The sequence below is a fragment of the Citrobacter freundii ATCC 8090 = MTCC 1658 = NBRC 12681 genome (assembly GCF_011064845.1).
GTDB classification, from domain to species: domain Bacteria; phylum Pseudomonadota; class Gammaproteobacteria; order Enterobacterales; family Enterobacteriaceae; genus Citrobacter; species Citrobacter freundii.
This window is the reverse complement of sequence record NZ_CP049015.1, coordinates 550,049-576,367: the sequence shown is the minus strand read 5'-3', so window position 1 is coordinate 576,367 and position 26,319 is coordinate 550,049. Positions and strand designations below refer to the sequence as shown.

Below are 26,319 nucleotides of genomic sequence, written 5' to 3'. Positions count from 1 at the left end.
TAGTTGTTATACGAAAAAACGGCCTGCCATACTACTGCTATTTGCCGATATTTTGCGTCAACGCATGTTTATCGCTGATGGTGTTAAATAATTGCTAACTCTCAGCAACAGGTTATGCATAAACTTTGCATAACTTTCGGCTACCCTTTTTCAATCTGATCAGTAACATACTGTTATTAAAAGTTTTATTAGAAAAACCAGCTATCGATCACAGTTCACCTCTCCTTCGCTATCCTTCTTCATCGTCATATTTATTTTGAAATAAACTTTACCGCGCAAATAATAAAATAATATATTCGCATAATAATTCACCACGCAGAAAAAAGCACAAATAAATCAATGCATTACTTATATTACAGCACACTAAAAGTGTACATAAAATTAACACCGATAAATAACAAGACATATTCCCGCGTAGTAATTCAATTATTCATGTTTTTATTTTATTAATTCTCCGAGCCATATCATAAATTAAACATCAAAAGTCAAATATCGACCTGACTGTGAAATAAATCACGTTTCCTCATCAAATAAGATCTAAATATAGATTCCGAAATCAGCTGAAAAGTCATGACTGCAATAAATATTATTTGCAGGCACATCCTCTTTATTTTTTAAAATAGTATTAAAGGAATAATGATGGAAAAGCATTATGTCGGGTCTGAAATCGGTCAATTACGTAGCGTAATGCTACATCGCCCTAATCTCAGCTTAAAAAGGCTGACGCCATCAAATTGCCAGGAACTGCTTTTTGATGATGTTCTTTCGGTAGAACGTGCAGGAGAAGAACATGACATTTTCGCCAACACGTTACGTCAGCAAGGGATTGAGGTTCTGTTACTCACTGATTTATTGACACAAACCTTAGATGTCCAAGATGCCAAAGACTGGTTGCTGGAGACACAAATCTCTGATTATCGCCTTGGCCCCGCTTTCGCCACGGATATTCGCGCCTGGCTTGCAGATATGCAGCACCGGGAACTGGCCCGGCATTTAAGCGGTGGGCTAACCTACGGAGAAATTCCTGCCTCAATCAAAAATATGGTGGTCGATACTCACGATATTAATGATTTTATTATGAAGCCATTGCCCAACCATTTATTTACCCGCGACACCTCATGCTGGATATATAACGGTGTGTCAATTAACCCAATGGCAAAAACCGCGCGACAAAGAGAAACCAATAACCTGCGGGCGATCTACCGTTGGCACCCTCAATTTGCTGATGGTGAATTTATTAAATATTTCGGCGATGAAAATATTAATTACGACCACGCCACATTAGAAGGTGGAGATGTGCTGGTCATTGGTCGCGGCGCGGTACTCATCGGTATGTCGGAACGCACCACGCCGCAGGGCATTGAATTCCTTGCCCAGTCGCTGTTTAAGCATCGCCAGGCTGAACGCGTCATCGCGGTTGAACTGCCGAAACATCGCTCCTGTATGCACCTCGATACCGTCATGACCCACATTGATATCGATACCTTCTCCGTCTACCCGGAAGTGGTACGCCCGGATGTCCAGTGCTGGACCCTGACGCCAGACGGGCGCGGCGGCTTGAAACGCACCCAGGAAAGTACTCTGATACATGCCCTCGAAAAAGCGCTGGGCCTCGACCAAATCACGCTGATAACCACCGGGGGCGACGCCTTCGAAGCTGAACGCGAACAGTGGAATGACGCCAACAACGTCCTGACGCTACGCCCCGGTGTGGTCGTGGGCTATGAGCGCAACATCTGGACCAACGAGAAATACGACAAAGCGGGCATCACCGTTTTACCCATTCCTGGCGACGAACTTGGACGTGGACGCGGCGGCGCACGCTGCATGAGCTGCCCACTGGAACGCGACGGTATCTAAGGAAAAGTCATGGAAAACAAACCTACTCTGGTTGTGGCGTTGGGCGGCAATGCGCTGCTCAAACGCGGCGAGCCGCTGGAAGCTGACATCCAGCGCAAGAACATTGAGCTGGCGGCAAAGACTATCGCTCAGCTCACACAGCAATGGCGCGTGATTCTGGTGCACGGCAATGGCCCGCAGGTTGGACTTTTGGCGTTGCAAAACAGTGCGTATGCCAGCGTCACCCCCTATCCGCTCGACATTCTCGGCGCGGAAAGTCAGGGAATGATTGGCTATATGCTGCAACAGGCGCTGAAAAACCAGCTTCCACAGCGTGAAATTAGTGTGCTGCTGACTCAGGTTGAAGTCGATGCCCACGATCCAGCCTTCAGCAATCCGACCAAATATATCGGACCGATTTATGACGACGCTCAGGCTAAAACGCTACACGCGGAAAAGGGCTGGATTTTCAAAGCCGATGGCAAAGCGTTCCGCCGCGTTGTGCCCTCTCCACAACCCAAACGTATCGTTGAAAGTGATGCCATTCGCACATTGATCGCACGCGATCATCTGGTGATTTGCAACGGCGGAGGCGGCGTACCGGTGGTGGAAAAAGCCGATGGCTACCACGGCATTGAAGCGGTGATCGACAAGGATCTCTCCGCCGCCCTACTCGCCCGCCAACTCCATGCCGATGCGTTGCTGATCCTCACCGATGCTGATGCCGTGTACCTCGACTGGAGCAAACCTACCCAGCGCCCGCTGTCCCAGGTCACCCCGGAACTGCTCGGTGAAATGCAATTCGACGCCGGTTCAATGGGCCCCAAAGTCACCGCCTGCGCGGAATTCGTCTCTCACTGTCGTGGGATTGCTGGCATCGGTTCACTGGCCGACGGCTCAGCCATTCTCGCCGGCGACAAAGGCACGCTAATTCGTCTCGAAACCACCGACGCTAACGCGTAGGACTTTTTTTTGCCGGATGACGGCTTCGCCTTATCCGGCCAACATAAGGACATTTTCATGACTGTTAACCTGAAAAATCGCAATTTTCTCAAACTGCTGGACTACACCCCTACGGAAATCCAGTACCTGATCGATCTGGCTATCGAGTTAAAAACGGCAAAAAAGGCCGGGCGCGAAAGACAGACGCTGGTCGGTAAAAATATCGCGCTGATCTTCGAAAAAACCTCAACCCGTACCCGCTGTGCCTTTGAAGTCGGCGCTTTCGATCAAGGCGCACAGGTGACCTATCTCGGCCCAAGTGGATCGCAGATCGGCCATAAAGAATCAATGAAAGATACTGCCCGCGTGCTAGGCCGCATGTACGACGGCATTGAATATCGCGGATACGGCCAGGACATTGTGGAGGAACTGGGGCAATTTGCCGGAGTTCCTGTTTGGAATGGACTGACAAATGAATTTCACCCCACCCAGATCCTCGCGGATCTGATGACTATGCTGGAACACGCGCCGGGTAAAACCTTGCCGGAATTGAGTTTCGCTTATCTCGGTGACGCCCGCAATAACATGGGTAATTCGCTGATGGTTGGCGCAGCGAAAATGGGGATGGATATCCGTCTGGTCGCACCTAAATCCTTCTGGCCTGACGAGGCACTGGTTGCCGAATGCCGTGAAATTGCCAGCTTGACTGGCGCACGCATTACGCTCACAGAGGATGTTGAGGAAGGCGTATACGACGTCGATTTCCTCTACACCGATGTCTGGGTCTCTATGGGCGAACCCAAAGAAGCCTGGGCAGAACGCGTTAGCCTGATGACGCCCTATCAAATTAACCAGCGGGTCATCAACGCAACCGGTAACCCCAATGTGAAATTTATGCACTGTCTGCCCGCCTTCCATAACGAGCACACAAAGGTTGGACGTGAAATCGAAATGGCCTACGGCCTGAAAGGGCTTGAAGTCACGGAAGAGGTTTTTGAGTCAGCTCATTCCATCGTCTTCGACGAAGCAGAGAACCGGATGCATACCATTAAAGCGGTAATGGTAGCGACCCTTGGCGACTAACCCCAGCGGGCGTATGTCGCCTGACGGCATATGCCCAAGCTATCCGGAGAACATCATGGGCAAATTCAAATTTCCCAGCGCATATACCATCCTGTTTATTCTCATTGCACTCGTCGCGGTTATGACCTGGATAGTCCCGGCAGGGAAATACCAGATGGCGATGAATGCTACTCTGGGCAAAGAAGTGCCAGTTGCCGGTACTTATGCCCCCACAGAGGCGCACCCGCAAGGTTTTACCGCTGTACTGCTGGCCCCGATTGACGGTCTTTACAACCACGAAACCTATACCGCAGGCGCAATTGATGTGGCGTTGTTTGTCCTGATTATTGGTGGGTTTCTCGGCGTAGTAAACAAAACAGGCGCCATCGACGCAGGTATCGAGCGCGTGACGGTCAGGTTGAACGGTAAAGAGGAGTGGATGATCCCCATTCTAATGGGACTTTTCGCCGCCGGAGGTACGATTTACGGGATGGCGGAGGAATCACTCCCATTCTACACATTGCTGGTTCCGGTCATGATGGCCGCACGCTTTGATCCGTTGGTTGCCGCCGCCACCGTTCTGCTCGGCGCGGGCATTGGCACACTCGGCTCGACAATCAACCCTTTCGCAACGGTTATCGCGGCTAACGCCGCCGGGATCCCCTTCACCCAGGGAATGCTGATGCGCATTCTGCTGCTGGTCGTCGGCTATGTTATCTGTGTGGTGTGGGTCATGCGTTATGCGCGCAAAGTCCGCAATCACCCGGAGTTGTCGATTGTGGCGGATAAAATGGAGGAAAACCGTGCGCATTTTCTCGGCAATCGCGGCAATACCAATCTTGAATTCACAGCCACGCGTAAGTGGATCCTGCTGATATTCGCCGCCGCCTTTGCGGTAATGATTTATGGCGTCGCGGTACTCGGATGGTGGATGGCAGAAATATCCGCAGTCTTTCTGGGTTCTGCCATTATCGTCGGCGTGATTGCCCGCATGAGTGAAGAAGCCTTCACCAGTACCTTCATTGACGGTGCGCGGGATCTGCTTGGCGTGGCGCTGATTATCGGCATTGCACGCGGTATCGTCGTGGTGATGGACAACGGCATGATCACCCACACTATTTTGCACAGCGCCGAAAATTTAGTCTCAGGTCTGTCCACCACCATTTTCATCAATGTAACCTACTGGCTGGAAGTATTGCTCTCCTTCCTGGTCCCTTCCTCGTCTGGCCTGGCGGTGCTCACGATGCCCATTATGGCCCCGCTAGCCGACTTCGCGCATGTACAGAGGGATCTGGTCGTCACCGCGTATCAATCCGCTTCCGGCATTGTGAATCTGATTACACCCACCTCTGCCGTCGTGATGGGTGGGTTAGCCATCGCCCGTGTTCCTTACGTGCGCTACCTGAAATGGGTCGCCCCGCTCCTGCTCATTTTGACGTTACTGAACATGGCCGTCCTGAGTATCGGCGCGATGTTGTAGCCCTTTTAGCCGTCGGATCCCGACGGCTTTTTTGAGCGCACTCTCGTTTTTCTGCGCAACCGCCCGTTTGAGCCGTTATTGATACTGCAAATGTGGTGAATTCCGCCATCACATTGATACAAATGATAAACTTAGGGTGTATTTATGAAGGAATTCGATGATTACTCGACCAAAGAGCAGAAACAATTGGCGATTTGTCAGCGCCTGATTAGCGAAAAAAGCTACCTTTCTCAGGAAGCGCTTCGCCGCGATCTCCAACACCATGGTTTTACCGGAATTAGCCAGTCAACGGTATCCCGTCTGCTGAAACTGCTCGGGGCTATAAAAATAAGAAATACAAAAGGGCAAAAAATTTATTCTGTAAATCCGCAGTCGCGCCCCGCTCCTGATGCTGCCCGATCGATTGCTGAAATGGTGGTCAGCGTTGAGCACAATAGCGAATTTATCCTCATCCACACGGCGGCAGGTTATGGCCGTGCCGTTGCCAGAATCCTCGATTACCACGCGTTACCAGAGATTCTGGGTGTCATCGCTGGCAGCAGTATTGTCTGGGTTGCGCCGCGAGTTGTGCAGCGAACGGGGCTGGTGCACAAGCAGATTAACTATCTATTTAAAATGAATTAAAATTCATAAGAACCGTTTGCGGTGAATAAATTGTGCATTTTCCGCTTGATCCCATAACGGAGCTGAGTATAATCGCGGACAATTTGCCGGGAGGATGTATGGTTCAGTGTGTACGACATTTTGTCTTACCGCGTCTGAAAAAGGACGCTGGCCTGCCGTTTTTCTTTCCGTTGATCACCCATTCCGAGCCCCTCAATTGAGGGGCTTTTTTTTTGCCCAGGCGTCAGGAGATAAACATGGCTAACCCGCTCTATCAAAAACACATCATTTCCATAAACGACCTCAGCCGCGATGACCTCAATCTGGTCCTCGCGACGGCGGCGAAATTAAAAGCTAACCCACAGCCGGAGCTGTTAAAGCATAAGGTTATCGCCAGTTGCTTCTTTGAAGCGTCAACCCGCACCCGTTTATCCTTTGAAACCTCCATGCACCGCCTGGGCGCCAGCGTGGTGGGTTTTTCTGACAGCAGCAACACGTCGCTGGGCAAAAAAGGCGAAACCCTGGCCGATACCATTTCCGTCATCAGCACCTATGTCGACGCCATCGTCATGCGTCATCCGCAGGAAGGCGCCGCACGTCTGGCTACAGAGTTCTCCGGTAACGTTCCGGTACTGAACGCAGGCGACGGCTCCAACCAACATCCCACCCAAACGCTGCTGGACCTGTTTACCATTCAGGAAACGCAGGGTCGCCTGGACAATCTGCACATCGCCATGGTGGGTGACCTGAAATATGGCCGTACCGTCCACTCCCTGACCCAGGCGCTGGCGAAGTTCGAAGGTAACCGTTTCTACTTCATCGCCCCGGACGCACTGGCCATGCCGCAATACATTCTGGATATGTTGAACGAAAAAGGTATCGCCTGGAGCCTGCACGGCACTATCGAAGAGGTGATGGCGGAGGTCGATATCCTCTACATGACCCGCGTACAAAAAGAGCGTCTGGACCCGTCCGAATACGCCAACGTGAAAGCACAGTTTGTCCTGCGCGCCAGCGATTTGAACGGTGCCAGAGCGAACATGAAGGTGCTGCATCCGCTGCCGCGCATCGATGAAATCACCACCGACGTCGATAAGACGCCGCACGCCTGGTATTTCCAGCAGGCTGGCAACGGCATCTTCGCCCGCCAGGCGTTACTGGCACTGGTACTGAATAGCGAACTGGCACTGTAAGGGAGAAAAAGAGATGACACACGATAACAAACTGCAGGTTGAAGCCATCAAACGTGGCACCGTGATTGACCATATTCCCGCACAGGTTGGTTTTAAGCTGCTGACGCTGTTCAAACTGACGGAAACCGACCAACGTATCACCATCGGTCTGAACCTGCCGTCTGGCGAGATGGGTCGTAAGGATCTGATTAAAATCGAAAACACGTTCCTGACCGACGAGCAGGTAAACCAGCTCTCCCTGTACGCCCCGCAGGCAACGGTAAACCGCATTGACGATTACGACGTGGTGGGTAAATCACGTCCGAGCCTGCCTGAGCGTATCGATAACGTGCTGGTTTGCCCGAACAGCAACTGCATCAGTCATGCTGAGCCGGTTTCTTCCAGTTTTGCAGTGAAAAAACGCGCTGATGACATCGCACTCAAATGCAAATACTGTGAAAAAGAGTTTTCGCATTATGTGGTGCTGGCCAACTAATTGGGGTTGGTTATGAGATCCCGGCTCCCGTTACACATAAGCATTCGCAATGCATCGAGGCGGCAAGTCCGATTATCACTGGGAGCATAGTAAACTATGTGACCAGGGTAAGAGGACGTAGCCAACGAAGAGGCAGTGTGAAGGATGACGTGTATAATGGGCGGGAACATTCTACTACCGCTGTAAATTCAGGAGAAATCATGAGCAAGACTATCGCGACGGAAAATGCACCAGCAGCAATCGGCCCATACGTTCAGGGCGTTGACCTGGGTAGCATGGTAATCACTTCCGGTCAGATCCCGGTCGATCCGAAAACCGGTGCCGTAGCGGAAGACGTATCCGCTCAGGCACGTCAGTCGCTGGAAAACGTAAAAGCTATCGTTGAAGCAGCAGGCCTGAAAGTGGGCGACATCGTAAAAACGACCGTTTTCGTTAAAGACCTGAACGATTTCGCCACCGTAAACGCGACCTACGAAGCATTCTTCACCGAGCACAACGCGACCTTCCCGGCGCGTTCTTGCGTAGAAGTTGCCCGTCTGCCGAAAGACGTGAAAATCGAGATTGAAGCGATCGCCGTTCGTCGCTAAGTCTCCTTGTGCCGGATGGCGGCTTCGCCTTATCCGGCCTACGCAAGCGTAGTTTGTAGGCCCGGTAAGCGTGAGCGCCACCGGGCATTTATCACATCACGCCAAACAATTTCGGCAGGAACAGTGAAATCGCCGGAATGTATGTCACGAGCATCAGCACCAGGAATAGCACGAGGTAGAACGGCAGCATCGCCTTTACCACCTGTTCTATTTTCTGCTTACTCACCGCACTGGCCACAAACAGCACCGACCCTACCGGTGGCGTAATAAGGCCGATCCCTAAGTTCACCAGCATGATCATGCCAAAATGGACCGGATCAATGCCGAGCGCGTTGGTCACTGGCAGCAGAACCGGCGTCAAAATCAGGATCAACGGCGCCATATCCATCAGCGTACCGATCAGCAGCAGCATGATGTTAATGCACATCAGAATGACGTATTTGTTGTCCGAGATGCTGGTGAAGGCTTCAGTGATACGCATCGGCAACTGCATATAAGTCATGACGGCGCCGAACGCAGCGGCAAAGCCTATCAGGATCATGACGATCGTGACCGTTTTCACCGTGCGGAACATCAGCTTTGGCAGCTCAGACCATTTATAGTCACGATAGATAAACATGGTGACAAAGAAGGCCCAAAGGCAGGCAATCGCAGCAGACTCCGTCGCGGTAAAGATACCTGACAGGATGCCGCCCATGATGATCACAACCGTCATCAGGCCCCACAGCGTATCGACGAAAATCTTCAGCGCCTGGCGAAACGGTACGCGTTCCCCTTTTGGATAACCGCGCTTGTGCGCAAAAGCCACGCACATTACCATCAGACTGAAACTTAACAGCAGGCCCGGTAGGATCCCGGCGATAAACAGTGCGGCAATCGACACCGTTCCGCCTGTAGCCAGCGAGTAAATAACCGAGTTATGGCTGGGCGGCGTAAGAATCGCCTGCACCGAACCACTGGCCGTTACCGCCGCGGCAAAGTCGCGCGGATAACCTTTTTTATCCATTTCCGGGATCATTACCGAACCAATGGATGCGGTATCCGCTACAGACGATCCAGAAATAGCGCCAAAGAAGGTTGATGCCACAATGTTTACCAGCGACAGTCCGCCGCGAATAAAGCCAACAAAAATATAGGCAAAGTTCACCAGTCGCCGCGCAATTCCCCCTTCGGCCATAATAGCCCCGGCCAGAATAAAGAACGGGATCGCCAGCAGGGAGAACTTATTCACCCCGCTGGTCAGTTGGATCATCACCGCTTCCAGCGGAATATCAATGTACCAGGCGCCAATGATGGCGCTAATCCCTACCGCGTACGCTACCGGTACCCCAATTGCCAGCATAATGCCGAGCGTAAAGACGAGAATAAATGCATCCATCTGCTTTCCTTTCTGAAATGGGGGCGGTAACTAGCTGGTCGATCCCAGCATGACAACGGGACGTTGGTACTGTGGACCACGGAAAATCTTTTCTGCGATAAACAGCAGCGTTATGGCAGAGCCAATCGGCAATGGAAGGTAGTTTTGCCCGGCGCTTAAAAGCGGGAATTCGGCCACGGGCTGTCCCCACAGCTCAAGACAGAGATTGGTTCCGTACCAGAGGATAAAAAGGCTTATCGCCACTAACATAACGTCAGCGATTACAGAGCAATAACGGCGGGAAGCATCACCCAGACGGTCAATCACCATACTTACCGCGATATGCGAGCCTGCACGATAGCTCACCGCCGCGCCAATAAAGGTGAATGTCACCATACACAGAATAGCGACGGGTTCAGGCCATGACAGGGCGTTATTCAGAACATAACGCGCGAATATACCAATGGGGATAATGGCGACCATGACTAATAATGCGATACCGGCAATCCACATTGACACCCGATAAAGAAAATCCATTACCGATGAATAGCATTCACCCATAATCATCACCTCGAATTAATCAAAAGATTCAGGCGGAGGGTTGATATCCTCCACCTGATGAATTACTTCACATCCTGAATTCGTTTGATCAAATCCTGGTGGTCTTTACCGTAATTATCCCGCACTGACTGCGTGGCTTTATAGAAATAGTCCGTATCAATATCGTGGAACTGAACGCCGTTGGCTTTCATGGTCTCCAGCGATTTTGCATTATAATCCTGCCAAAGTTTTCGTTGCTCTACCTGTGCTTCTTTGGCGAGTTTAATAATGAGGTCCTGGTCTTCTTTTTTTAACTTATCCCATTTGGCTTTCGAGAACAGAAAAAGCTCAGGAATAATAAAGTGTTTGCTCCAGGTATAGTTTTTCACGACCGGCAAATAGTTATGCGCAACAAACGTTGGCGGGTTATTTTCCGTGCCATCAATAACGCCGGTCTGCATACCGCTAAATACTTCACTGACGCCCATGACAACGGAGTTAGCGCCCATCGCCTTCAGGGTATCCAGCGCTATCGGACTCCCTTGAACACGGATTTTCATACCGTGTAAATCTTCCGGTTTCACCACTGGATTTTTGGTGATCAGGTTGCGCGTTCCGGCATCCATCCAGCCGAGGAACACCAGCCGCGATTTGGCGTTGGCCGTCAGGCGGTCGCCAATCTCCTGACCAATCATGCCGTCGAGAACCTTATGCAGATGGTCTTCATCACGGAAAATATATGGCAGGGTAAACACGTTAATTTCAGGGAGAATAGCGGCGACTGGCGTCATTGAGACACGAATAATATCGATAGCGCCTAATTGTGCCTGCTCAATCATCTGTTTTTCGTCGCCTAACACACCACCGGGAAAGGTTTTAATCTCCAGACGACCTTCGGTGGCGGCGCTAAGTTTTTCCCCCATATGTTTCACGGCAACAACGTTCGGGTAATCAGCCGGATGCACATCTGCGGCGCGAAAGGTTTGTGCCAGCGTTGCATGACTCGCCAGTAATACAGACGCGCCAATACACAGACTTAACAGGTTTTTTGTCAGTTTCATTTGTCCTTCTCCAGAAGTTCATAATATCCATTAACAGGAATAGCTTGCAGAGCAAATGACTGCCGGAATTAAAAACGGGCAGCGAGAAACTTTCTTAACGACGTTACCTGCGCAGACTAACTGGTGTAACAATTTATTTCGATGACTACGTTCACAAAAAATAGCAGACGCTTAAAATTTTTAGCACACTGTTTCATTTTTGCAATACAGATCGTTTTATTGATAAAAAAACAACGCAAGGAAGGCGATTTGATACTAACAACCCGCGTTAGCATTTCAATAAAAATAAAACACCAATATTTCGGGAGAATATCTTTCGAATGAAAAAGAGAAATGCAGGATGGTATTAACACCATCCTGCAGAAGAGAAGTTGAGGATTACTGCCAGCCGTAGCGGCGGCTATAAAAACCTTTCACAAGCTGGGTTAATGTCATGTAACCCGCCAGAATCGCAATCAGCCACGGGAAGTAGCTCAGCGGCAGCGCCTGCAATTGCAGATAGCTGGCCAGCGGCGAGAACGGTAATGCAATGCCCACCACCATTACCACCAGCGTCATCAGCATCAGCGGCCATGCGGCGCGGCTTTGGATGAACGGCACGCGACGGGTACGGATCATATGCACAATCAGCGTTTGCGACAGCAGGCCCACCACGAACCAGCCAGACTGGAACAATGTCTGATGTTCAGGCGTATTGGCATGGAAGACGAACCACATCAGGCAGAAAGTTAGAATGTCAAAGATAGAGCTGATCGGTCCAAAGAAGATCATAAAGCGGCCCAACTCGGCGGGATTCCAGCGCTGCGGCTTTTTGATCTGCTCTTCATCAACGTTATCAAACGGAATCGCCACCTGGGATACATCGTACAGCAGGTTCTGAATCAGTAAGTGCAACGGCAACATCGGCAGGAACGGTAAGAAGGCGCTCGCCACCAGCACGCTAAACACATTACCGAAGTTAGAACTGGCCGTCATTTTGATGTACTTCAGCATGTTAGAGAAGGTACGGCGTCCTTCGATTACCCCTTCTTCCAGCACCATCAGGCTCTTTTCCAGCAGGATGATATCAGCCGCTTCACGGGCAATATCAACCGCGCCGTCAACGGAGATACCAATGTCCGCCGCGCGCAGCGCCGGGGCGTCGTTAATGCCATCCCCCATAAAGCCGACCACATGACCTTCGCGCTTGAGCAGCGTGACAATACGCTCCTTGTGCATTGGTGTCAGGCGGGCAAACAGCGTGGTGCGCTGGGCAAGTTGGGCCAGCTCGTCGTCACTTAACCCCTCAATGCTGCTACCGATAACCACATCGCCCGCATCCAGTCCCACTTCATGACACACTTTCGCCGCCACCAGCTCGCTATCGCCCGTCAGAATTTTCACCGTAATACCGCTGGCTTTCAGCGCTTTAAGCGCCGGTGCGGTGGTCTCTTTCGGCGGATCGAGAAACGCGATATAGCCTTCGAGGATCAGATCGGATTCATCAATACGCTGGTAATCCCCCTCACGCGCTGGCAGGTATTTCGTCGCCACCGCCACCACGCGCAGCCCCTGGCGGTTCAGCGTGTCCGTGACGCGTTTCACCCGACGCAGCATGTTGTCATCTAACGGAACAATCTCACCATTGTGGCGCACCTGGGTACACACGCTGAGGATCTCCTGTAGTGCCCCTTTACAGACCAACTGGTGCACATCGATTTCTTCTGCCACCACCACCGACATACGGCGACGTTCGAAATCAAACGGGATCTCATCGATTTTTTGCCAGCGGGTAGAGAGCCGGCGGGCGGATTCTTCGTCCACGCCTTCCAGCACTGCCGTATCCAGCAGATTCTTCAGCCCGGTCTGGTAGTGGCTGTTCAGCCACGCAGAATGCAGGACGTGTTCGCTGGGCTTTCCAGATATATCAGTATGATTCTCCAGCACTATTTTATCTTGTGTCAGAGTGCCGGTTTTATCGGTGCACAGAATATCCATCGCGCCAAAGTTCTGGATAGCGTCGAGGTGTTTAACGATAACCTTTTGTTTTGACAGCTTCACCGCCCCACGCGCCAGCGTCGAGGTGACGATCATCGGCAGCATTTCTGGAGTCAGTCCCACCGCCACAGACAGCGCAAACAGCGCCGCTTCCCACCAGTCACCTTTGGTGTAGCCATTGATGATAAGCACGATGGGCGCCATCACCAGCATAAAGCGGATCAGCAGCATGCTGACGCGGCTGATCCCTTTCTGGAAGGCATTCTGCTCGCTTTCCTGCTCGCTGACGCGGCCCGCCAGTTGCCCGAACCAGGTATTGGCCCCGGTCGCAATCACGATGGCCTGCGCCGTGCCGCTCACCACATTGGTGCCCATAAAGCACAGGGTATCGCATTCCAGCGGGTTGCTTTGCTGCGGGTCGCGGCTGGTTGCAACTTTCTCTACCGGCAGCGATTCACCGGTCAGCGAAGCCTGAGCCACAAACAGGTCACGAGCCTGTACCACGCGCAGATCGGCCGGGATCATATCCCCTGCCGCCAGTTTGATAATATCGCCAGGAACCAACTGATCGATCGGCAGTTCAACCCAACCGTTCTCCCCTTTCTCGTTGATAACGCGCAGCACCGTGGCGGTGTTGCTGACCATCGCTTTCAACGCATCCGCCGCTTTGGTGGAACGCGCCTCCTGCACAAAATTCAGCAGCGTCGAGATGGCGACCATCAGCGCGATGACGCCAGCAGCGAACAGATCCTCGGTGGCATAGGAAATCGCACCAAGGATAGTCAGCAGAATATTAAACGGGTTGCGGTAGCAGACCCACAGATGCACCCACCAGGGCGACGGCTTCTGCGCCGGCAACTGGTTTTCGCCATGGATTTCGCGGGCGTTCTCGACTTCTGCGGCGTTCAACCCTTCTGGGTGCGCGCCGAACGTTTTCCACAGCGCGGCTTCGTCCATCAGCGCCATTTTCAGGCAATGTTCGCTCAGCGAGGGTGGGATCGGCGTGCTGGCAACGGTTTGCGCATTGGGTAGCGGATCGCGATGCACCAGACGATGCGGTAGATGGCGGTTTAGCCGGGCAAATAGCTGGCGAGTAATATTTTTGAACATAGGCAGTCCCCCTGCACCAGTATAAACAGGCGCAGTAAATCCTTCAGGCGTGGCAAAGCCTTGCCTGATGGCAATCTCAAAATCGTAACAGGGACGTCAGAACGTCACTGTCTTACGCATCCGGTAAGACAATGAAAGACAGGCTTACCGGAAAGGGTTGTTTCTCCGTCTCGGGAGAGGGGTGGGATCAGGATCCATATAGCCTCCGGTAAGTGAAAGATTTGCGCTGCGGATTATACGCAGAAAACCATAAGGTTTGTGGCAATTATGGCGGTATGATACAGCACGGAAACTAAACCAAATGTATACCAGACTTTGCCCATTGCACTGCGCTTGAGTAAAGTTATTCTCTATTTGGCATAACTTCACACGCAACATGGGAAAACAGGATGCAAAATCGGCTGACCATTAAAGACATCGCCCGCTTAAGCGGTGTGGGAAAATCAACCGTTTCCCGTGTGCTCAACAATGAAAGCGGCGTGAGTGAACGCACCCGCGAGCGCGTTGAAGCGGTGATGAATCAGCACGGTTTTTCCCCTTCTCGCTCCGCACGCGCCATGCGTGGGCAAAGCGACAAGGTAGTGGCGATTATCGTCACGCGTCTGGACTCACTTTCGGAAAATCTCGCCGTGCAGACCATGCTGCCCGCCTTTTATGAACAGGGTTACGATCCGATCATGATGGAAAGCCAGTTCTCACCCGAACTGGTTGAAGAACATCTCGGCATGCTCAGACGCCGTAATATTGACGGCGTGGTGCTGTTTGGTTTTACCGGCATTACTGAATCCATGCTCACCACCTGGCAGGATTCGCTGGTGCTGCTGGCACGCGATGCCAAAGGCTTTGCCTCGGTCTGCTATGACGATGAGGGTGCCATTCGCACCCTGATGCAGCGTTTATATGAACGCGAGCATCGCCATATTAGCTTTCTTGGCGTTCCTCATAGCGACGTGACCACCGGTAAGCGCCGCCATGAAGCTTATCTGGCATTCTGTAAGAAATACAAACTGCATCCGGTTGCCGCGCTGCCGGGTCTGGCCATGAAGCAGGGCTATGAGCAGGCCGCCAGTGTCATCACCCCGGAAACCACCGCATTAGTCTGCGCGACAGACACCCTCGCCCTTGGGGTCAGTAAATATCTACAGGAGCAGCGAATAGAGAACCTGCAATTGGCGAGCGTGGGCAGCACGCCGCTGATGAAATTCCTCCATCCGGAAATTATCACCGTCGACCCAGGATACGCCGAAGCCGGGCGACAAGCGGCCTCGCAGCTGATCGAGCAGATCAACGGCCGCAGCGAACCACGACAAATCGTTATTCCTTCCACCCTCTCCTGACCGCTTTCTGAGCGTTAATTTGTGATCTTCGCTGCGTTTCGGGAACGTTCCCATTTTTAAATATTCATCGACGATATACTCTGGCGCCAACAACGCGAGAGTTGCCGGATGGCGACCTAACGCGTCTAATCCGGCCTACGGGGAACACACGTCATCATGAGCAAAATAAAACAAGCAGACATCGACCGGCTGATTGAGCTGGTAGGCGGGCGCGACAATATCGCCACGGTAAGTCACTGCATTACTCGCCTGCGTTTTGTGCTGAATCAGCCTGCGAACGCCAGGCCGAAAGAGATCGAACAGTTGCCGATGGTCAAAGGCTGCTTCACCAACGCCGGGCAATTTCAGGTGGTGATTGGCACCGAGGTAGGTGATTACTACAAAGCACTGCTGGCAACTACCGGACAAGCCAGCGCCGACAAAGAGCAGGCGAAAAAAGCGGCGCGGCAGAATATGAAATGGCATGAACAGCTGATTTCTCATTTTGCGGAGATCTTCTTCCCGCTGCTGCCCGCGCTGATTAGCGGCGGCTTGATCTTAGGTTTTCGTAACGTGATCGGCGATCTGCCGATGAGCAATGGCCAGACGCTGGCGCAGATGCATCCTTCGCTGAAAACCCTTTACGACTTCCTGTGGCTGATTGGCGAGGCGATCTTCTTCTATTTGCCGGTCGGAATCTGCTGGTCGGCGGTGAAGAAAATGGGCGGTACGCCGATCCTCGGTATTGTGCTGGGCGTAACCCTGGTTTCACCGCAGTTAATGAACGCTTATTTGCTCGGTCAGCAGGTACCGGAAGTGTGGAACTTCGGCCTGTTCAGCATTGAGAAAGTGGGCTACCAGGCGCAGGTCATTCCGGCATTGTTGGCCGGGCTGGCGCTCGGGTTTATTGAAACACGCATGAAGCGCATCGTGCCGGATTACCTGTATCTGGTGATCGTCCCGGTGTGTTCGCTGATCCTTGCGGTATTCCTTGCGCACGCCTTTATCGGTCCGTTTGGCCGCATGATCGGCGACGGTGTCGCGTTTGCGGTCCGCCATCTGCTGACCGGCAGTTTTGCTCCGATTGGCGCGGCTCTGTTCGGCTTCCTGTACGCCCCGCTGGTGATCACCGGTGTGCATCAGACCACACTGGCTATCGACATGCAGATGATTCAGAGCATGGGCGGCACGCCGGTATGGCCACTGATCGCACTGTCGAATATCGCTCAGGCTTCTGCGGTGGTCGGGATCATTATCTCCAGTCGCAAGCACAACGAACGTGAAATCTCCGTTCCTGCCGCGATCTCTGCTTATCTTGGAGTAACTGAACCAGCAATGTACGGGATCAACCTGAAATACCGCTTCCCGATGCTGTGCGCGATGATCGGCTCCGGTCTCGCCGGACTGCTGTGCGGCCTGAACGGTGTGCTGGCAAACGGGATTGGCGTCGGCGGTTTGCCGGGCATCCTCTCCATCCAGCCGACTTATTGGCAGGTATTTGGCATGGCGATGGTCATTGCGATTGTTATCCCAATGATACTGACCTCATTTGTTTACCAGCGTAAATACCGTCTGGGCACATTACAAATTATCTAACTTTTCTTCGGGGCGCAGTTGCGCCCCAGCGTATTTCCAGGAAACAACCATGAATATTCCCCACTGGTGGCAAAACGGCGTTATCTATCAGGTTTACCCCAAGAGTTTTCAGGACACTACCGGCAGCGGCACCGGCGATTTACGCGGCGTGACGCAGCGCCTCGACTATCTGCAAAAACTGGGCGTTGATGCCATCTGGCTGACGCCGTTCTATATTTCGCCGCAGGTTGATAACGGTTACGACGTCGCGGATTACCTGTCTGTCGATCCGGCCTACGGTACGCTGGAAGATTTTGACGAACTGGTGGCGCAGGCGAAAGCGCGCGGCATCCGTATTATTCTCGATATGGTGTTTAACCACACCTCAACCCAGCACGCCTGGTTTCGTGAAGCGCTGGATAAAGACAGCCCGTATCGTCAGTTTTATCTCTGGCGCGACGGCACGCCAGACAGCCCGCCGAATAACTGGCGTTCCAAATTTGGCGGTAACGCCTGGGGCTGGCACGCCGAAAGCGAGCAGTACTATCTGCACCTCTTTGCTCCGGAGCAGGCCGATCTGAACTGGGAAAATCCGGCGGTACGCGCCGAGCTAAAAAAAGTCTGTGAGTTCTGGGCCGATCGCGGCGTGGACGGATTACGCCTCGACGTGGTGAATCTTATCTCTAAAGATCAGGACTTCCCGCACGATCCCGACGGCGATGGGCGGCGTTTTTATACCGACGGCCCGCGCGCGCATGCGTTTTTACGCGAGATGAACCGCGACGTCTTCACGCCACGCGGCCTGATGACGGTGGGCGAGATGTCTTCCACCACACTGGAAAATTGCCAGCAGTACGCCGCGCTCGATGGCAGCGAACTGTCGATGACCTTTAACTTTCACCACCTGAAAGTGGATTACCCCAACGGTGAGAAGTGGACGTTAGCCAAACCCGATTATGTCGCGCTGAAAACCCTGTTCCGTCACTGGCAGCAAGGCATGCACAATCAGGCCTGGAACGCGCTGTTCTGGTGTAACCACGATCAGCCGCGCATCGTGTCGCGTTTTGGCGATGAAGGTAAATACCGCATTCCGTCGGCCAAAATGCTGGCGATGGTGCTGCATGGCATGCAGGGCACGCCCTATATCTACCAGGGTGAAGAGATCGGCATGACCAACCCGCACTTCAGCCAGATTACCGATTATCGCGATGTGGAAAGCCATAACATGTTTGCCGAACTGAACGGTCAGGGGCGGGATGCCGACGAACTGCTGGCGATCCTCGCCAGTAAATCCCGCGATAACAGCCGCACGCCGATGCAGTGGGATGCCAGCCAACACGCGGGCTTTACCGAGGGCGAGCCATGGATCAATCTGTGTGACAACGCGGCGGAGATCAACGTGGTTGCAGCACTGAACGATACCGACTCGGTGTTCTACACCTATCAGAAACTGATCGCATTGCGCAAAGCGGAGCCAGTTATTACCTGGGGCAACTATCAGGATCTGTTACCGGACAGCCCACATCTGTGGTGTTACCAACGCGAGTGGCAAGGGCAGCGGCTGCTGGTCATTGCTAATCTGAGCGATGACTTCCAGAACTGGCAGCCAGCCTTGGCCGATGGAAACTGGCAGGTGCTGATGCACAACTATGCCGAGGTCGCCAGCCAACCTGGGGACATGACACTACGTCCTTTTGAGGCCGTCTGGTGGTTGCAGAAGTAACGCCGCAAAGATACGGATAAGCATCTTTATCCGTATCTTTTATTATTCAATTCAGGAGTGACGTATAGCGATACCTGAAATGTACCATGATAAAATTTACAAGCGCTGGAGAATAAAACAAAAATACCCCTGCCTCTTATTATATAACCCGGCAGGATATTATGAAAAATCTTATTAGAACATGTTCTCTTTCAGCATTACTGATTAGCAGCCAGGGATGGTGTGGAAATACTGCTGTTGATTTACGCTTTGGTCATAACACCAACTCTGACGTTAATGACTCACGTATTAAAGTCATGCACCAGGCCGATAATGGATTTTATTTTTCCGTTGAGGCTGCACAAAATCACAATGACACATTTTTTGGCGATACCGATCGTAACGACCCCGATGATAAAGGTGTCACTGAAGCCGCTCAAGAAATAGAAACACGCTGGCGTTTTGATTTAGGCGATGGTTATGCAATTGCGCCGGGGATGGTTACTGTATTTACCACCAGCAACACGCATTACCGTCCCTTTATTCAGGGATGGAAGTCTTTTGATAATGGACTTAATCTCTCCGCGCGTTATCGCTATAACACCGTAAATGACTCACACAGTGACAGAGAATTAGACGGCAGCGGTTACACTCGCCGTCAATCTCACCAGTTCGATATCTGGTTTGCCTATAATATCGGCAAGTTTGGCATGTCTTATAATCCCCGCTTCCGCTGGCAGGATGGTGTCGACCAGGGAACGGGTGATGATACGTATTGGGAGCATACCGTGGCGTTCAATTATAAACTGGACGATGGCTGGACCCCGTATGTTGAGCTAGTGTCTCTTGATAAAACCTACATCAATGACCACGGAAATCATGAAAATGATTACGCCGTGCGTCTGGGTATCGTTAAGCAACTCTGATGTTTTACGCCGCATCGTGTTGCAACAAATAGCAACCGATGCGGTCAACAACGGTCAACAACTCCAGTTGACCTTCCCGTTGGTACAAGGAAATCGCATCGATATCAATGTCCAGGGGCCAACACAGCGTAGCCAGCGCCGCTAACGACGATTCTCTCCTGGTAATCGCAATTATTTTTAGCCCTTTTCGCAAAGCATTTCTTGCCATCTCAACTAAAGAAGCGGTTTCTCCCGATTTACTGATCAGCACCAGCGTTCCTCGCGAGACCCGGGTAAGCTGATGAATATCATTGAGAATTAAATGGGGTAAACTCGCCAGTGAAAGAAAGCGAGAAAGGTAATTCAAACTGGTCAGCGATGCACCACGTGAATATAAAAATATATGACTTGAATTACTCAGCAGGTTACATAATTGTATAATTAGTTCTGTTTTTTCGTTGCCAACACTATATTTTACCGGTTCGGCAACACGTCTGTCTCGTGAAAATTTATAACGCAGTTCGGTATAACTCTGATACCCCATTTTCTTACACACCCGATTCACCGACGTCGTCGTCGTGAAGGTCTCGGTCGCAATCACTTTAGCGGAAATATCAGAAATTTCATGTGCATGGCACTGTATATATTCGAATATTAATCTTTCACTACCTTGAAAAGAATTCATAAAACAGCACTCTTTAACTAAAGATAGAATAATCATACTCGTATCTTATACCTGACACTGCAATGCGAATCACACTATCAGGATACAGGTATGCCCATACGCAATTAGTATCACCAAACGTTTAATGGTTCTTTTATTTCTCTTTATAATTTCCGCAGTCCTATTTTTAGAGATTTTACAATGACAAAACTAAAAATTGTTGCAGTAACGGCGTGCCCTACAGGTATCGCCCATACATTTATGGCGGCCAACAAAATTGTCACCTGGGCGAAAGAAAATGGCTTTGACGTTAAGGTAGAAACACAAGGAAGCGATGGGGTCAAAAATAAGCTTTCCCGGCAAGATATCGCCAGCGCTGACGCTGTCATACTGGCAACGGACGTTCCTATCCAGGATGCTGAACGATTCGCAAACACGCTACATCTTAAAATTCGTACCCAGGAACTGATTAAGAATACCGAGCGCTATATTCGCCAGGCGCTAGCCTTGAGCAAAGGCTCCACCCAAATAACTGACGAACCCGAAGAGCATCGTTCCGCATGGCAGATATTTATTGGCCATATTATGGCAGCAATCAGCTATATGCTGCCTGTTGTCGTTCTCGGTGGATTACTTATGGCGGTGGCGAAAATAACCGGGCAATTTATTCCCATCGCCGGAACGCCGTTCGAGGTGCTGGATAAACTGGGCTTTATGGTCATCAAGTTTATGTACCCGGTATTTGCCATGTACCTCGCCTTTTCAATTGCCGGGAAACCCGCACTGATACCTGGTCTTATCGGCGGAATTATGTCTGACGAAGTCTACAAGCGCTTTTTTAATCTCGAAGGTTTTATGCCCTCGGGATTCTTTGGCGCAATCGCCATCGGCTTTTTTGTCGGTCATCTGGTGCAATGGCTCAACGATACAATAAAAGTACGTCAGCAAATCACCACCATAAAAACCATGCTGATCGTGCCACTGTGTACCGGTATTACACTGGTTATTGTGATGCAGTATCTGATTAACCCCATTTTTGGCGCGCTGAATCAGGCGATGGTGGCCTTTTTTACTTCCGCCGGAGACTCCGGGCGCAGCTTTTACTCGCTGATGATCGCAGCAGGTACCGCTTTCGACCTCGGCGGGCCAATTAACAAAGCTGCGGGGTCGGTGGCGCTGGGACTTAACGGCGTGAGCGATACCTTCGATTTAACAGCCAGAGAACTGGCTATCGTCATCCCTTCAATCGGCGTCGGCATTGCCGCATTGCTCAATAACCGCTTCGGTCTTCCTGATGTGTTCAATAATGAAGAAAAAACTATCGGTAGTACCTCACTACTGCTGGGATTCATTGGCATTTCCGAAGGCGCGATCCCCTTTATTCTGAAAAACCCGCGTCTGATCCCCGTCTTTATGGTCGGCGCAATGTCTGGCGCATTCATCGCCACAACGTTAGGTGTCAAACAATCCTTACCGCTACCTGCCGTTTGGGGATGGCCGCTCGCCACCAACGTCACCGGCTATCTGGTAAGCGTTTTCGCAGGCTCTCTGGTGTGCGCGTTGGGCGTACTTTTCTTCAGCCCGAAACTGGCAACAAATTCAGGAAAGTAAAATGAGTCATATCCATGTCATCGCCCACACGCACTGGGATCAAGAGTGGTATTTCACGTTGCAGGACAGCAATATCCTGGCATCGCGAAACTTTGCCGATGTTATTGATACATTAGAACGTTACGCCGATTACACCTGTTACCATTTCGACGGACAAACCGCCGTGGTTGAGGATTTTCTGGCCGTCAATCCGCAATACGCTGACCGCCTGAAGCTGCTGGTCAAAAACAAGCGGCTTTACATCGGCCCGTGGTACACCCAGACGGATACGTTCAACGTTCACGGCGAATCGATTATCCGCAACCTGAAGTACGGCATACTTTCCGCGCGTAAACTGGGCCACGCCATGATGGTGGGATATCTGCCCGATACCTTTGGTCATAACAGCCAGCTCCCGACGCTGCTTCGCGGATGCAACCTGGACAACATCGTGTTCTGGCGCGGCATTGATCATGACACGCAGGTTGCACAGAGCCAGTTTATCTGGCGTGCGCCGTCAGGTTCGCAAGTCATTGCCTGCGCAATGCTGTTTGGCTACGGGGCAGCCAAAAATATTCAACCGGACGATGCCCACCTGCAGGAAAAAATCTTTCCAATGGTGAATCTCATCCGCCAACGCGCCGGTCTGCATGACTTACTCCTGCCCTGCGGCGGCGATCAGGTCAATATTGATCCTCTGTTACCCGAGATTCTGCAGACGGTCAGCGAACGCTCCCCTACAGGCGATCGGTTCCAGATATCATCGCTGGAAGCGTTTGTTGATACGCTTCGTCAGCAAGCCGATGGATTTACCTGCTGGCAAGGCGAACTGAAATCCCCGCGCTATACCCGGATCCACAAAACCATCGGCTCCGTTCGTTACGACATTAAAAAGAAAAATTACGATATCGAACAATTTTTGTTGGGCAAGCTGGAACCGACTATTGCGCTGGCCCGCCATCATGATATTCACGTCAACCTCCAGTGGGTTGATCAAATCTGGAAAAACCTGTTACGCAACCATGCCCATGACTCCATAGGCGGGTGTAACAGTGATGCCACCAACCGGGATATTCTGCATCGCCTGGAACAGACGGAACAGCTCAGCCATAGCCTGTAGAATCTGGTGATTAAAGAGCTGGCCATTGCCAGCAGCCAGGAGAACGACCTCTTTGTGGTGAACCCTGGCGCGACGCCCTGGTCCGGGGTTGTCAACGCCACGCTATATACCAGCACACCATCCCTTGAACTCTGCGCTGGCGAGCAGACTCTCTCATTTAGCATTATTGAACAAACAGAGCTTTCCGGTGGACGCGTGATTCAGGTTACGCCGCAGGGAGAAAAAGAGGTTGAGCTTCCGCCTTATTATCGCTCGCAGGTCGCTATCGACACGCAGGAACTGCCCGCACTGGGTTATATCAATATTGCCGTTCGCGAGGGCACGCACACGGTTTCTACGCTGCGCCCTTATGCCGAAAACCATATTGAAAATGACCATTATCGACTAAGCCTTGATGACGGAACACTGACACTACGGGATAAACGTACCGGCAGAACTCTCTCCGACCTGCTGACCTTCGAAGATTGTGCGGATGCAGGTGACAGTTATGATTTTTCACCGCTGCAAGATGATATCCCCCAAAAGTTCAATCATTTCACACTTCTCGCCTGCGAAAAGAGCCAGCACGTCGAGCGCTTAACGCTGGGCATCACGCTCAACCTGCCCTATTCATTAAGCCAACGCGCAACACAAGAATGCCCGGTACAGGTTGTTTGCGAACTCCGTCAGGGCGAAGCCCATCTTTTTATTGATGCCCGTTTAGAAAACAACGTTTGCGACCACCGCCTGCGCCTGCTGATCAACAGCGATATTCATACTCAGGAATCAATAGCCTCTCAGCCTTTCGGCATTATTCACCGCCCCATTGCCGACGCCCCTGAGAACTGGCAGCAAAACTATCGTGAGAAACCTGTCGATATCGAAACCAGCGAAGGAATTATCGCCATTGCGGAAAACGACAACGCTCTGGTTATAAACAGCCTGGGCATGAAAGAGTATCAGATCCTGCAAAACGCAACATCACAGGTGGCGCTGACGCTCTTCAAATCGACAGGCGTTCTGGGACGCGACGATCTGGCCTGGCGCCCCGGACGCGCTTCCGGCATCAATAATACCGTCGTTTACACGCCCGAGGCCCAGCTCCACAAGCCCCTGATCTTTAGCCTGACCCTGACACTTAGCGAGCGTGCCGACCATCTGACATTACGCCGCCTTGAGGCCAGAGCTTTACGTCAGCCTTTCAGCTGGCAGAACCAGAAATTGAATACGCTGGACAACCGTCTGGAGCGCTTCACGCTCAATTTCACACCGCGTTCACTGCCAGAAACTTTCAGTCTGCTGACGTTGCCTGAGCCGCTTATGCTCTCGGCGCTGCCACACGCCCAGACGATAAATGGAACAATATTACGTATTTTCAATGCCGGTGAGCATCCTGTTGAACTCCCACCATTGCTGCAAGAAATGCCGCAGATTAACTATCTGGAAGAACCCGTTAAGCACTGCCGCGAAATTGCGCCTTTCGCCACATGCGATTTCCTTTTCTCACTGCCGGAGCGTGACGCAAAAGTATGAATATCTCCCCACATAAAGCATTTATCCGCGACACGCTGGCACAGCTCTATCCGCAAGCGGATCATCAGGCAATCGCAGCGAAGATTGAACAGCTTATCCAACGCTGGAAACCCAAAACGCAAACGACGATTCCGTTAGATCAAAGCCGTATCTGGATGATCGCCTATGGCGATAGCATCTGCGCGCAAGGGGAAAATCCCCTATCGATTCTCCACCAGTTTGCAAAACTGTGGTTGAAGGGGACGATCAGTGACATTCACCTGCTGCCGATGTTCCCGTGGACCTCCGATGACGGTTTTAGCGTGGTGGATTACCGACAGGTTGATCCCCATCTTGGGCAGTGGTCAGATATTGCCGCGCTGGCGGGCGATTTCAATTTAATGTTCGATTTTGTGATTAACCATATTTCACAGCAAAGCCGTTGGTTCCAGGGCTATTTGCATGGTGAGCCTCGCTACCAGAACTACTTTATCAACGCCGATCCGGATGAAAATTACAGCCGGATCACACGTCCGCGTACATCTCCTTTATTAACGCCATTCACGCTTAAAACAGGGGAAACGGCGCATATATGGACCACATTCAGCGCCGATCAAATCGATCTTAACTTCCGTGAACCCGAGGTTTTACTGGAAAGTATTGATATTCTTTTGGAATATGCTTCACGCGGTGCCCAGGCAATTCGACTCGATGCCGTCGGTTTCTTGTGGAAAGAGAAAAACAGCCGCTGCATTCATCTGCCGCAAACCCATCAGGTAATCAAACTCTGGCGGGCGATCCTGGAAGAGATCTGGCCTGACTGCCTGCTGATTACCGAAACCAATGTGCCACATCAGGAAAACATCAGCTATCTGGGTGCCGGGGATGAGGCTCATATGGTGTATCAATTCCCGCTACCACCGCTGACACTGCATGCCTGCCTGCGCGGCAACGCACGCTGGCTACGCCAGTGGGCGCAAAGCCTGGAGCAAGAAACCTTTCCTGCCAACACTACATTTTTCAATTTCCTCGCTAGCCATGACGGCATTGGCCTGCGACCTGTCGAAAACATCCTCTCGACGGAAGAAAAAGCGTTCCTGGTCAGTGAAGTAGAACGTAGGCAAGGACGAATTTCCTGGCGCACCAATCCAGACGGCAGCCAGTCGCCGTACGAGATGAACATTAACTTTCTGAGCGCGTTAAGCGAACCGGGAGAAGCTCCCGACACGCAGGTTGCCAGATTTGCCGCCGCTCACGCCATCCTCTTTATGTTGCAGGGCGTTCCTGCAATTTACTACCACAGCCTTCTCGGTAGCGAAAATGATATCGCAGGGTTGAACGCGTCAGGGATCAATCGCCGTATTAACCGTGAAAAACTGGATTTCGCCACCACGCATCAGGCATTAGTCACGCCAGAATCCCGACAAGCGAAGATCTATGCCGCACTAACGACATTACTGCGCATTCGCCAACAACATCCCGCGTTCTCACCGGCAGCAGCTCAGCAAGTCCTTACACTGCCGGATGCGCTATTTGGCGTCAAACGCCACCACCAGACAGAGGAAGAAACTGTCTACGGTATTGTGAATGTCACTGGCGCATCACAAACACTTTTCTTACCCGTGACGGGGACAGATCTCCTGACAGGAACCCCCTTTAATGGCGTTTGCGAACTGGCGGGCTGGCAAACGATCTGGATCCACGTCAAAGCGCAACCGGAGGCATAAAAC

At 51.7% G+C, this 26,319-nt stretch carries 23 protein-coding genes and 1 pseudogene; 17 read left to right on the top strand and 7 right to left on the bottom strand.

Going from position 1 to position 26,319, the window contains the following annotated elements:
• Positions 1–639: 639 nt before the first annotated feature.
• From arcA to G4551_RS02820, 5 genes are all read left to right on the top strand, one after another.
• Positions 640–1,860 carry an arginine deiminase gene (gene arcA, locus G4551_RS02840; protein WP_003839616.1) on the top strand — a complete coding sequence of 407 codons (1,221 nt, stop codon included), beginning with the start codon at positions 640–642 and terminating at the stop codon, positions 1,858–1,860.
• 9 nt (positions 1,861–1,869) lie between these two features.
• Positions 1,870–2,802 carry a carbamate kinase gene (arcC, locus tag G4551_RS02835; RefSeq protein ID WP_003839615.1) on the top strand — a complete coding sequence of 311 codons (933 nt, stop codon included), beginning with the start codon at positions 1,870–1,872 and terminating at the stop codon, positions 2,800–2,802.
• 57 nt (positions 2,803–2,859) lie between these two features.
• Positions 2,860–3,864 carry an ornithine carbamoyltransferase gene (gene argF / locus G4551_RS02830; protein WP_003839613.1) on the top strand — a complete coding sequence of 335 codons (1,005 nt, stop codon included), beginning with the start codon at positions 2,860–2,862 and terminating at the stop codon, positions 3,862–3,864.
• A gap of 55 nt (positions 3,865–3,919) precedes the next feature.
• On the top strand, positions 3,920–5,323 hold the full coding sequence (locus G4551_RS02825) for a YfcC family protein (RefSeq protein WP_003839611.1): 1,404 nt from the start codon (positions 3,920–3,922) through the stop codon (positions 5,321–5,323).
• A gap of 144 nt (positions 5,324–5,467) precedes the next feature.
• Positions 5,468–5,947, top strand: a complete 480-nt coding sequence (locus G4551_RS02820; protein ID WP_003839609.1) for an arginine repressor — start codon at positions 5,468–5,470, stop codon at positions 5,945–5,947.
• Here the strand turns inward: G4551_RS02820 and G4551_RS02815 are convergent.
• Entirely contained in the window at positions 5,944–6,066 is a 123-nt protein-coding gene (locus G4551_RS02815; RefSeq protein WP_085951582.1) for a hypothetical protein, read from the bottom strand. The two genes, G4551_RS02820 and G4551_RS02815, sit on opposite strands and share 4 nt — an antisense overlap.
• Here G4551_RS02815 and pyrL point away from each other — a divergent pair.
• The 5 genes from pyrL to ridA all read left to right on the top strand — a co-directional run bounded on the left by pyrL (position 6,046) and on the right by ridA (position 8,181).
• Positions 6,046–6,147, top strand: a complete 102-nt coding sequence (gene pyrL / locus G4551_RS02810) for a pyr operon leader peptide (RefSeq protein ID WP_003025819.1) — start codon at positions 6,046–6,048, stop codon at positions 6,145–6,147. The two genes, G4551_RS02815 and pyrL, sit on opposite strands and share 21 nt — an antisense overlap.
• The gene (locus tag G4551_RS24025; protein WP_106875647.1) at positions 6,128–6,181 is read left to right on the top strand and encodes a pyrBI operon leader peptide; all 54 of its coding nucleotides are present in this window, start codon (positions 6,128–6,130) and stop codon (positions 6,179–6,181) included. The genes pyrL and G4551_RS24025 overlap by 20 nt, the downstream gene beginning before the upstream one ends.
• A 2-nt stretch (positions 6,182–6,183) precedes the next feature.
• Positions 6,184–7,119, top strand: a complete 936-nt coding sequence (gene pyrB, locus G4551_RS02800) for an aspartate carbamoyltransferase (RefSeq protein ID WP_003025818.1) — start codon at positions 6,184–6,186, stop codon at positions 7,117–7,119.
• Between the two features lie 13 nt (positions 7,120–7,132).
• The gene (gene pyrI / locus G4551_RS02795; RefSeq protein ID WP_003025816.1) at positions 7,133–7,594 is read left to right on the top strand and encodes an aspartate carbamoyltransferase regulatory subunit; all 462 of its coding nucleotides are present in this window, start codon (positions 7,133–7,135) and stop codon (positions 7,592–7,594) included.
• Between the two features lie 200 nt (positions 7,595–7,794).
• Positions 7,795–8,181, top strand: coding sequence for a 2-iminobutanoate/2-iminopropanoate deaminase (gene ridA / locus G4551_RS02790; protein WP_000047544.1), 387 nt, complete (start codon positions 7,795–7,797; stop codon positions 8,179–8,181).
• Positions 8,182–8,272: 91 nt separating this feature from the next.
• On the opposite strand, the gene G4551_RS02785 is transcribed toward ridA, so the two are convergent.
• The 5 genes from G4551_RS02785 to mgtL all read right to left on the bottom strand — a co-directional run bounded on the left by G4551_RS02785 (position 8,273) and on the right by mgtL (position 14,424).
• The gene (locus tag G4551_RS02785; RefSeq protein ID WP_003839607.1) at positions 8,273–9,559 is read right to left on the bottom strand and encodes a TRAP transporter large permease; all 1,287 of its coding nucleotides are present in this window, start codon (positions 9,557–9,559) and stop codon (positions 8,273–8,275) included.
• A gap of 30 nt (positions 9,560–9,589) precedes the next feature.
• Positions 9,590–10,099 carry a TRAP transporter small permease gene (locus G4551_RS02780; RefSeq protein ID WP_003839606.1) on the bottom strand — a complete coding sequence of 170 codons (510 nt, stop codon included), beginning with the start codon at positions 10,097–10,099 and terminating at the stop codon, positions 9,590–9,592.
• Between the two features lie 62 nt (positions 10,100–10,161).
• The gene (locus G4551_RS02775; RefSeq protein ID WP_003839604.1) at positions 10,162–11,139 is read right to left on the bottom strand and encodes a TRAP transporter substrate-binding protein; all 978 of its coding nucleotides are present in this window, start codon (positions 11,137–11,139) and stop codon (positions 10,162–10,164) included.
• 378 nt (positions 11,140–11,517) lie between these two features.
• A complete protein-coding gene (gene mgtA, locus G4551_RS02770) occupies positions 11,518–14,226 on the bottom strand; it encodes a magnesium-translocating P-type ATPase (RefSeq protein WP_003839602.1) in 2,709 nt (902 codons plus the stop codon).
• Positions 14,227–14,370: 144 nt separating this feature from the next.
• A complete protein-coding gene (gene mgtL, locus G4551_RS24020) occupies positions 14,371–14,424 on the bottom strand; it encodes a mgtA regulatory leader peptide MgtL (RefSeq protein WP_191229402.1) in 54 nt (17 codons plus the stop codon).
• 191 nt (positions 14,425–14,615) lie between these two features.
• Between mgtL and treR the strand changes: the two genes are divergently transcribed.
• The 4 genes from treR (at position 14,616) to G4551_RS02750 (ending at position 19,745) form a co-directional block, all read left to right on the top strand.
• Entirely contained in the window at positions 14,616–15,563 is a 948-nt protein-coding gene (treR, locus tag G4551_RS02765) for a trehalose operon repressor TreR (RefSeq protein ID WP_003839600.1), read from the top strand.
• Positions 15,564–15,719: 156 nt separating this feature from the next.
• Positions 15,720–17,138: a PTS trehalose transporter subunit IIBC gene (treB, locus tag G4551_RS02760; protein ID WP_003839598.1), complete on the top strand. Its 1,419-nt coding sequence runs from the start codon at positions 15,720–15,722 to the stop codon at positions 17,136–17,138.
• Positions 17,139–17,187: 49 nt separating this feature from the next.
• The gene (gene treC, locus G4551_RS02755; RefSeq protein WP_003839595.1) at positions 17,188–18,840 is read left to right on the top strand and encodes an alpha,alpha-phosphotrehalase; all 1,653 of its coding nucleotides are present in this window, start codon (positions 17,188–17,190) and stop codon (positions 18,838–18,840) included.
• Positions 18,841–19,001: 161 nt separating this feature from the next.
• Positions 19,002–19,745, top strand: coding sequence for an oligogalacturonate-specific porin KdgM family protein (locus tag G4551_RS02750; RefSeq protein WP_003839593.1), 744 nt, complete (start codon positions 19,002–19,004; stop codon positions 19,743–19,745).
• Between the two features lie 4 nt (positions 19,746–19,749).
• Here G4551_RS02750 and G4551_RS02745 read toward each other — a convergent pair whose 3' ends face one another.
• Positions 19,750–20,409, bottom strand: a complete 660-nt coding sequence (locus G4551_RS02745; protein ID WP_003839591.1) for a MurR/RpiR family transcriptional regulator — start codon at positions 20,407–20,409, stop codon at positions 19,750–19,752.
• Positions 20,410–20,589: 180 nt separating this feature from the next.
• Between G4551_RS02745 and G4551_RS02740 the strand changes: the two genes are divergently transcribed.
• The 3 genes and pseudogenes from G4551_RS02740 to G4551_RS02730 all read left to right on the top strand — a co-directional run bounded on the left by G4551_RS02740 (position 20,590) and on the right by G4551_RS02730 (position 26,316).
• Positions 20,590–21,999 carry a PTS fructose transporter subunit IIC gene (locus G4551_RS02740; RefSeq protein ID WP_071524311.1) on the top strand — a complete coding sequence of 470 codons (1,410 nt, stop codon included), beginning with the start codon at positions 20,590–20,592 and terminating at the stop codon, positions 21,997–21,999.
• A gap of 1 nt (position 22,000) precedes the next feature.
• Positions 22,001–24,610 (top strand): annotated as a pseudogene (locus G4551_RS02735) (glycoside hydrolase family 38 N-terminal domain-containing protein).
• Positions 24,607–26,316, top strand: coding sequence for a sugar phosphorylase (locus G4551_RS02730; protein ID WP_003839586.1), 1,710 nt, complete (start codon positions 24,607–24,609; stop codon positions 26,314–26,316). Before G4551_RS02735 ends, G4551_RS02730 begins: the two are co-directional and overlap by 4 nt.
• The last annotated feature ends 3 nt before the right edge of the window (positions 26,317–26,319 follow it).

What these genes read in the sequence shown, in the direction of transcription:
- arcA (WP_003839616.1), top strand. Translation starts at nt 640, where the DNA reads ATGGAAAAGCATTATGTCGGGTCTGAAATCGGTCAATTACGTAGCGTA.
- arcC (WP_003839615.1), top strand. Translation starts at nt 1,870, where the DNA reads ATGGAAAACAAACCTACTCTGGTTGTGGCGTTGGGCGGCAATGCGCTG.
- argF (WP_003839613.1), top strand. Translation starts at nt 2,860, where the DNA reads ATGACTGTTAACCTGAAAAATCGCAATTTTCTCAAACTGCTGGACTAC.
- G4551_RS02825 (WP_003839611.1), top strand. Translation starts at nt 3,920, where the DNA reads ATGGGCAAATTCAAATTTCCCAGCGCATATACCATCCTGTTTATTCTC.
- G4551_RS02820 (WP_003839609.1), top strand. Translation starts at nt 5,468, where the DNA reads ATGAAGGAATTCGATGATTACTCGACCAAAGAGCAGAAACAATTGGCG.
- pyrL (WP_003025819.1), top strand. Translation starts at nt 6,046, where the DNA reads ATGGTTCAGTGTGTACGACATTTTGTCTTACCGCGTCTGAAAAAGGAC.
- G4551_RS02815 (WP_085951582.1), bottom strand. Translation starts at nt 6,066, where the DNA reads ATGTCGTACACACTGAACCATACATCCTCCCGGCAAATTGTCCGCGAT.
- pyrB (WP_003025818.1), top strand. Translation starts at nt 6,184, where the DNA reads ATGGCTAACCCGCTCTATCAAAAACACATCATTTCCATAAACGACCTC.
- pyrI (WP_003025816.1), top strand. Translation starts at nt 7,133, where the DNA reads ATGACACACGATAACAAACTGCAGGTTGAAGCCATCAAACGTGGCACC.
- ridA (WP_000047544.1), top strand. Translation starts at nt 7,795, where the DNA reads ATGAGCAAGACTATCGCGACGGAAAATGCACCAGCAGCAATCGGCCCA.
- G4551_RS02785 (WP_003839607.1), bottom strand. Translation starts at nt 9,559, where the DNA reads ATGGATGCATTTATTCTCGTCTTTACGCTCGGCATTATGCTGGCAATT.
- G4551_RS02780 (WP_003839606.1), bottom strand. Translation starts at nt 10,099, where the DNA reads ATGGGTGAATGCTATTCATCGGTAATGGATTTTCTTTATCGGGTGTCA.
- G4551_RS02775 (WP_003839604.1), bottom strand. Translation starts at nt 11,139, where the DNA reads ATGAAACTGACAAAAAACCTGTTAAGTCTGTGTATTGGCGCGTCTGTA.
- mgtA (WP_003839602.1), bottom strand. Translation starts at nt 14,226, where the DNA reads ATGTTCAAAAATATTACTCGCCAGCTATTTGCCCGGCTAAACCGCCAT.
- treR (WP_003839600.1), top strand. Translation starts at nt 14,616, where the DNA reads ATGCAAAATCGGCTGACCATTAAAGACATCGCCCGCTTAAGCGGTGTG.
- treB (WP_003839598.1), top strand. Translation starts at nt 15,720, where the DNA reads ATGAGCAAAATAAAACAAGCAGACATCGACCGGCTGATTGAGCTGGTA.
- treC (WP_003839595.1), top strand. Translation starts at nt 17,188, where the DNA reads ATGAATATTCCCCACTGGTGGCAAAACGGCGTTATCTATCAGGTTTAC.
- G4551_RS02750 (WP_003839593.1), top strand. Translation starts at nt 19,002, where the DNA reads ATGAAAAATCTTATTAGAACATGTTCTCTTTCAGCATTACTGATTAGC.
- G4551_RS02745 (WP_003839591.1), bottom strand. Translation starts at nt 20,409, where the DNA reads ATGAATTCTTTTCAAGGTAGTGAAAGATTAATATTCGAATATATACAG.
- G4551_RS02740 (WP_071524311.1), top strand. Translation starts at nt 20,590, where the DNA reads ATGACAAAACTAAAAATTGTTGCAGTAACGGCGTGCCCTACAGGTATC.
- G4551_RS02730 (WP_003839586.1), top strand. Translation starts at nt 24,607, where the DNA reads ATGAATATCTCCCCACATAAAGCATTTATCCGCGACACGCTGGCACAG.